7 protein-coding genes and 1 pseudogene are annotated in these 6,446 nt (G+C 69.8%); 7 read left to right on the top strand and 1 reads right to left on the bottom strand.

Annotated elements, in window-relative coordinates; all coding sequences use genetic code 11:
- Positions 1–1,647, top strand: a 1,647-nt coding sequence (locus J0695_RS25950) for a TIM-barrel domain-containing protein (RefSeq protein ID WP_206965832.1), incomplete at its 5' end; no start/stop codon positions are given.
- On the opposite strand, the gene J0695_RS25945 is transcribed toward J0695_RS25950, so the two are convergent.
- Positions 1,644–2,060 (bottom strand): NUDIX domain-containing protein, encoded by a 417-nt coding sequence (locus J0695_RS25945; protein ID WP_206965831.1) that lies wholly within the window; start codon positions 2,058–2,060, stop codon positions 1,644–1,646. The genes J0695_RS25950 and J0695_RS25945 overlap by 4 nt on opposite strands.
- A 63-nt stretch (positions 2,061–2,123) precedes the next feature.
- Between J0695_RS25945 and J0695_RS25940 the strand changes: the two genes are divergently transcribed.
- From J0695_RS25940 to J0695_RS25920, 6 genes and pseudogenes are all read left to right on the top strand, one after another.
- Complete coding sequence (locus J0695_RS25940) at positions 2,124–2,930, top strand: M15 family metallopeptidase (protein ID WP_206965829.1); 807 nt, start codon at positions 2,124–2,126, stop codon at positions 2,928–2,930.
- Positions 2,931–3,095: 165 nt separating this feature from the next.
- Entirely contained in the window at positions 3,096–3,488 is a 393-nt protein-coding gene (locus tag J0695_RS25935; protein WP_206965827.1) for a hypothetical protein, read from the top strand.
- Between the two features lie 67 nt (positions 3,489–3,555).
- A pseudogene (locus J0695_RS44160) lies at positions 3,556–3,645 on the top strand (M15 family metallopeptidase); the annotation flags it as partial.
- Positions 3,646–3,797: 152 nt separating this feature from the next.
- Complete coding sequence (locus J0695_RS25930; protein WP_242553181.1) at positions 3,798–4,247, top strand: Zn-ribbon domain-containing OB-fold protein; 450 nt, start codon at positions 3,798–3,800, stop codon at positions 4,245–4,247.
- Positions 4,247–5,437 carry a lipid-transfer protein gene (locus J0695_RS25925; protein ID WP_206965823.1) on the top strand — a complete coding sequence of 397 codons (1,191 nt, stop codon included), beginning with the start codon at positions 4,247–4,249 and terminating at the stop codon, positions 5,435–5,437. The genes J0695_RS25930 and J0695_RS25925 overlap by 1 nt, the downstream gene beginning before the upstream one ends.
- 249 nt (positions 5,438–5,686) lie before the next feature.
- Complete coding sequence (locus tag J0695_RS25920) at positions 5,687–6,412, top strand: MIP/aquaporin family protein (protein WP_206965821.1); 726 nt, start codon at positions 5,687–5,689, stop codon at positions 6,410–6,412.
- The last annotated feature ends 34 nt before the right edge of the window (positions 6,413–6,446 follow it).

Raw genomic sequence — 6,446 nt, 5'->3', positions numbered from 1 at the left:
GGAGAGGAGGGGGCAGGCTCTGGGCACGACCGGCCGGGCACAGGCGAGCTGCGCATGGGGGGCGGGCCGCTGCGCTGCTGGGTGGTGACCGGTACGCCGGCGAGGGTGCTGCAGGGGTGGACGGCGCTCACGGGTGCGCCCGCGCTCCCGCCGTCCTGGGCGCTCGGGCCGCAGCACGCGCGGTGGGGATTCGGCAGCGAGCACGAGGTGCGGCGGATCGTCGCGGGCTACCGGGAGCGGGATCTGCCGCTGTCCGCGCTCCATCTGGACATCGACCACTACGAACGCCATCAGGTCTTCACCGTGGACCGCGAGCGCTTTCCCGATCTGCCGGGGCTCGCCAAGGATCTGCGTACGGACGGCGTGCGGCTCGTCTCGATCGTCGATCCGGCGGTGCGGGCCGATCCGGGGAACGCGGTGTACGCGAGTGGGGCGGCAGCCGACGCGTTCGTACGCGATGCGCGGGGGCGGCCGGTGCGCGGGGTCGTCTGGCCGGGCGAGTGCGTCTTCCCGGACTTCACGGCTCCTCGCGTACGGGAGTGGTGGGGCGCGCTGTACGAGGAGCGGCTTGCGCAGGGCTTCTCGGGGGTGTGGCACGACATGAACGAGCCCGCCTCCTTCGCGCCCTTCGGGGACCCGACGCTGCCCCGGTCCTCTCGGCACGATCTGGAGGGGCGGGGCGGAGACCACCGCGAGGCCCACAATGTGTACGCGCTGGCGATGGCCAGGGCCGGTTACGAGGGGCTGCGGAAGCTGCGTCCCGACGAGCGGCCCTTCCTTTTCTCCCGGTCCGGGTGGGCGGGGATGCAGAGGTACGGAGGGACCTGGTCGGGGGACGTCACCACGGGCTGGCCGGGGCTGCGTGCCTCGCTGTCGCTGGTGCTGGGTCTCGGTCTGTGCGGGGTGCCGTACTCGGGTCCCGATGTGGGCGGGTTCAACGGGCGGCCCTCACCTGAGCTGTATCTGCGCTGGTTCCAGCTGGGTGCGTATCTCCCTCTGTTCCGTACGCATTCGGCGATCTGGGCGGGGCGGCGGGAGCCCTGGGAGTTCGGGCCGCGGGTACTGGAGCATGCGCGCGCCGCGCTGGTGGAGAGGGAGCGGCTGCGGCCCTACTTCATGACGCTGGCGCAGCTGGCCCGGCTCACCGGGGCTCCCTATGTGCGGCCGCTGTGGTGGGGCTCGTCGGCGGACCGGGCACTGCGCGACTGCGAGGACGCCTTCCTGCTGGGGGACGCGCTGCTGGTGGCGCCGGTGTTCGAGCGCGGGGGCGACCGGCGGGCGGTGCGGCTGCCGCGCGGACGGTGGTACGACACGGCGACCGGGCAGACGCACGAGGGGCCCGGGCAGGTGCTGCTGGATGCGCCTCTCTCCCGTATCCCCGTACTGGCGAGGGCCGGTTCGGTGATACCGGTGCGGGGCGCGGACGGCGGGCTCGAACTGGAGGTGTGGGCTCCGGCGGCGGGACGCACCGGCGGTGGGGTGGTCGTGCGGGACGCGGGCGACGGGTGGGAGAAGGCGGAGGTCGAGCGGTTCACCACCAAGCTGGTGAAGGGACGGGTGGTGGTGGAGCAGGTAGTCGACGGGGACGCGGGACCGCCGCGGTATCCGGTACGGGTGCGGGGCATCGAGGGGGGCCGGCAGAGCTAGCCGTACGCGCCCGAGAACCAGGCCCGCAGCGCCGCCGCGTGGAGAGGGAAGGCAAGGTCCTGCGGGGTGTAGAGGACATGCCAGCCCGAGGTCTCGTCCGTGGGGACGGAGGCCGGCAGGTCCTGCAGCGGACGCTCGGGGAGCAGCCCGAAGACCAGCAGGAAGCCGTCCGGGGCGCTCATCACGTCGGCCAGGCGGACGTCCTCCTGGGCGGCCTCGATGCCGGTCTCCTCGCGCAGTTCCCGTACGACCGCATGGCGCCAGTCCTCCAGGTGGTCGATGTAGCCGCCGGGGAGCGCGACCGAGCCGATCCGGGGTTCGATGGTGCGCGTGATGACGGCGAGCCCCCTTCTGTCGTTGTCCCTGACGGGCTGGAGGGCGACGGCGACAGGCAGCGGATTGCGGTAGTTCATGGGCGCGGACTGTATCCGATCACCCTTTCCCCGAAGGCCGTTGACCTGATAGATGGAGTGCCCATGACACGAATCACCTTCACCGTACGCACCCTGGTGACCGCCGCGGCGACACTGCTGGCCGTCACCGCCCTCTCCCCCACCGCCCGGGCGGTGCCCGAGCCCAAGGCCCCGAAGGAGTTCGTCGCGCTGAGCACTGTGGACCCGACGATCATCCAGGAGATGCGTTACCCGTACGAGCACAACTTCGTGGCCGCGCCGGTGGACGGCTACCGGCAGCCGCTCTGCATCCTCACCAAGCCCGCGGCGCAGGCCCTGCACCGTGCGCAGACCAAGCTGCTGCGCACGGGCTACTCGCTGAAGGTGTACGACTGCTACCGGCCGCAGCGGGCCGTCGATCACTTCGTGCGGTGGGCCAAGGACCTGGCCGACGAGAAGACGAAGGCGGAATTTTATCCGCAGGTCGACAAGACCCGTCTGTTCGCGGACGGTTACATCGCTGAGAAGTCCGGGCACAGCCGCGGCTCCACCATGGACCTGACGCTGGTGAAGCTGCCGGCGCTGCCGACCCGCCCGTACCGGCCGGGGCAGAAGCTGGTGCCGTGCTACGCACCGAAGGCGCAGCGCTTCCCCGACAACTCGGTCGACATGGGTACCGGCTTTGACTGCTTCGACACCCTCGCGCACACGGACGATCCCCGGATCACGGGCATTCAGCGGACCAACCGGGACCTGTTGCGCAGTGCGCTCGGCGCCGAGGGCTTCGTGAACCTGCCGGAAGAGTGGTGGCACTTCACTTATTTTCCTTACCAGCCTGACCACTACTACAACTTCCCGGTCACCTGGCGATCGCTGGTCCACAACCAGTGAGCCCGGCCTGCAACAACGCACCGCGCACACGCCCGCCCCGGACGGAAGCCTGTTCACGTACGACAGTTGCGCATCGGGCGACGTGCTTGGCTACGCGCAGGGCGGCGGGCACGATACTGCCCTGATATCTTCCCATCGGGTGGGCAAACAGGGGAGCCAACGAGCGTGGACGCGTATGTGAATCCATATCGGGAGTTCATCGATGTGCTCGCTCATCGCCATGCTGGCGAACATCGCAAAGCGCTGACCGGAGAGTTGATCGCCGCCTATGCGGAAATGAACAACCTCCTGGCCTCCACCAAAGGGAAACTGACGGCCCCCGTGTGGTACGACTGCGCCGACGAACTTGAACGGTGCACGAGCATCTACACGACAGCGTGGCGGCGGTTCGCCTCGGAGATCAGCCAATTCCTTCTGGATGCCGATCTCGATGTCTCGCCGTCACTAGGGCCGGAGACGACACAGGCGTTTCAAGCATCTGTGGACGGGCTCCGGGCAGCGCTCGACGTCATGAGGAGAGCCTCTCGCCAAGTCGGGTGCGAGAGCTGGATTGCTTAACCTCGCCGTTCCCGCTGCTCGAGGCCACGGAACGGCGCCAGAGATCAGCTCAGGCCGCCAAAGTAGGTGGTGGCACTTCACCTTCAAGCCCGAGCTCTTCCCCGACACCTACTTCGACTTCCCCGTCGCACGGCGGTCGGTGGCCGGACACCACTGATCCGCACGCACCGAAGGAGCGGCCGAGACCACCCCCGTGGGTTCCGGCCACTCCTCCACTTCCTTTCGGACGCGGGTCGGGCACTTCCGGTTCTCCGCCGTGGCATGGCAGACTTCTGACGATCCGTCAGATTGCTGATGCCGGGAGGAATTTTGACGCGCACGCGCACACCCGTAGTGGCCGGATGGTTCACCGCCGACGAGGAGGGGACCGGCTTCCGTCTCCTCGGTACCCGCTGCTCGGCCTGCTCGGCGGTCTTCTTCCCGCGTGAGGACTCCTTCTGCCGCAACCCGGCCTGCACGGGCGGAGAGCTGGCCCCGGTGCCGCTCTCGCCGCGCGGCCGCGTCTGGTCGTACACCGACGGGCGGTACCGGCCGCCCGCCCCTTACGTCTCCGATCCCGGCGCCGAGTGGAAGCCGTACGTCCTGCTCGCGGTGGAGCTGGAGGCGGAGCGCATGGTGGTGCTCGGCCAGGCCGCCCCGGGCGTGGAGCTGGCGGATCTGACTGTGGGGATGGAGGTGGAGGTGGTCCCCGGCGTGCTCAACGAGGACGCCGGAACCACCTGGACCACCTGGCACTGGCAGCCGACGGGAGCGCGGTAATGACCGGCGACATAGCGGTACTCGGGGCCGGCATGCACCCCTGGGGCAAATGGGGCCGCAGTTTCGTCGAGTACGGAACGGTGGCCGCCCGCGCCGCCCTCTCCGACGCCGGAATCGGCTGGCAGGACGTGCAGTCGGTGGTCGGCGCGGACACCGTGCGCGGCGGATACCCGGGCTACGTCGCCGGGGCGACCTTCGCGCAGGCGCTCGGCTGGCAGGGCGCGCGGGTGACCAGTGTGTACGCCGCCTGCGCGTCCGGCGCCCAGGCCATCGGGACCGCCAGGGCCCAGATCCTCGCGGGTCTTGCGGACGTCGCGCTGGTGGTGGGCGCCGACTCCGCGCCCAAGGGATTCTTCGCCCCTGCCGGCGGCGAGCGCCCCGACGACCCTGACTGGCTGCGCTTCCGGCTGCTCGGGGCCACCAACCCCGCCTACTTCGCGCTCTACGCCCGGCGCAGGATGGCCCTGTACGGCGATACGGCCGAGGACTTCGCCCAAGTCAAGGTGAAGAACGCGGCGGCCGGAGCGCTCAACCCCAACGCCCGCTACCGCAAGGCCGTCACCCCCCAGGACGTCGCCGCGTCCGCGGTCGTCTGCGATCCGCTGCGGCTCCTCGACATCTGTGCGACCTCCGACGGAGCGGCCGCTCTGGTCCTGACCAGCATGGAGTTCGCGCGGAGGCACGGGGCTCCGGATCCCGTCCGTATCCGCGCCGTCGCGACCAACACCCCGGTCTACCCCAGGACCGTACTCGACCTGCCGGACATCGCGACCGACTCGGCCGCGGCCGTCGAGCCGTCCGGGGAATCCTTCCGCGCCTCGATCGCCCGGGCCGCGTACGAGGAGGCGGGCATCGGACCTGAGGAACTGTCGCTCGCCGAGGTCTACGACCTGTCCACCGCGCTGGAGCTCCAGTGGTACGAGGACATCGGGCTCTGCGGCGAGGGCGAAGGCGCGAAGCTTCTGCGCGAGGGGGCGACAGCGCTCGGCGGGCGCATCCCGGTCAATACCAGCGGCGGTCTGGCGTCGTTCGGGGAGGCCGTACCGGCCCAGGCGATCGCGCAGGTCTGCGAGTTGACCCTGCAGTTGCGCGGGCGGGCCGGAGAGCGGCAAGTGGCCGGAGCGCGTGCCGGGATCACTGCCAACCAGGGGCTCTTCGGGCACGGTTCGTCGGTGATCGCCGTTCGCTGAACAAGAGGATTTCCGGTCGCCGACCGCCCTTTCGTCCCACGACCTTGACGCTCCATCACCACCGGTGAACACTTCCCGTTGTCTGTCGGCGCCGCCGGACGCGGCGCGCCCCTCACGGAAACGGCACGCTCGTCACGGAGGCCAGGGCGGGGCGCGGGAACGCCCGCCACCGGCTCCGTAGCCATGGGAAACGCACCCTGCACGGAGGACCGGGGCCCACTTGTCCCGGGCTAGGGCCAAGGAGCCGCCATGAGCAATGGGGATATTTTCGTCGGCGAAATCATCGGTACAGCGGTCCTGATTCTGTTCGGCGCGGGTGTCTGCGCCGCCGTCACGCTCAACCACTCCAAGGCGAAGGCCGCCGGCTGGGTGGCCATCGCCTTCGGATGGGGTTTCGGCGTCCTTGCCGGGGCGTACACCGCTGCCCCGCTCTCGGGCGGGCACCTCAATCCGGCCGTGACCCTGGGGATCGCAGTCGACACCGGCAAGTGGGACAAGGTCTGGGTCTACGTGCTGGGGCAGATGGTGGGCGCGATGCTGGGCGCCGTCCTGTGCTGGCTCGCGTACTTCGCCCAGTTCCAGGCCAACCGCGACGAGGAGACCGCACTTCCGACGCTCGGCATCTTCTCCACCGCTCCCGAGATCCGGAACCCGGTGGCCAACCTGATGTCCGAGATCATCGCCACGATCGCTCTCGTCCTGCCCATCCTGGCCTTCGGCCTGACCAAGGGCCTCGGCGAGTCCGGTACGACGGCCCTGATCGTCGCCCTCCTCGTGGTCGGAATCGGCCTCTCTCTCGGCGGGCCCACGGGGTACGCCATCAACCCGGCCCGTGACCTGGGGCCGCGCATCGTCCACTCCCTGCTGCCGATCCCCAACAAGGGGACATCGGACTGGAGTTACGCCTGGGTGCCGGTCTCCGGGCCGCTCATCGGCGGGGCCCTCGCGGGGCTCATCTACAACGTCGCCTTCTGACCGCCTTCTGACCGCCTTCGGTCCGCCTTCAGAC

This window comes from Streptomyces beijiangensis, assembly GCF_017315755.1.
GTDB lineage: Bacteria > Actinomycetota > Actinomycetes > Streptomycetales > Streptomycetaceae > Streptomyces > Streptomyces beijiangensis.
The sequence above is the reverse complement of the archived record's forward strand: the minus strand, read 5'-3'. Positions and strand labels throughout refer to the sequence as shown.

What these genes read in the sequence shown, in the direction of transcription:
- J0695_RS25945 (WP_206965831.1), bottom strand. Translation starts at nt 2,060, where the DNA reads ATGAACTACCGCAATCCGCTGCCTGTCGCCGTCGCCCTCCAGCCCGTC.
- J0695_RS25925 (WP_206965823.1), top strand. Translation starts at nt 4,247, where the DNA reads ATGACCGGCGACATAGCGGTACTCGGGGCCGGCATGCACCCCTGGGGC.
- J0695_RS25940 (WP_206965829.1), top strand. Translation starts at nt 2,124, where the DNA reads ATGACACGAATCACCTTCACCGTACGCACCCTGGTGACCGCCGCGGCG.
- J0695_RS25920 (WP_206965821.1), top strand. Translation starts at nt 5,687, where the DNA reads ATGAGCAATGGGGATATTTTCGTCGGCGAAATCATCGGTACAGCGGTC.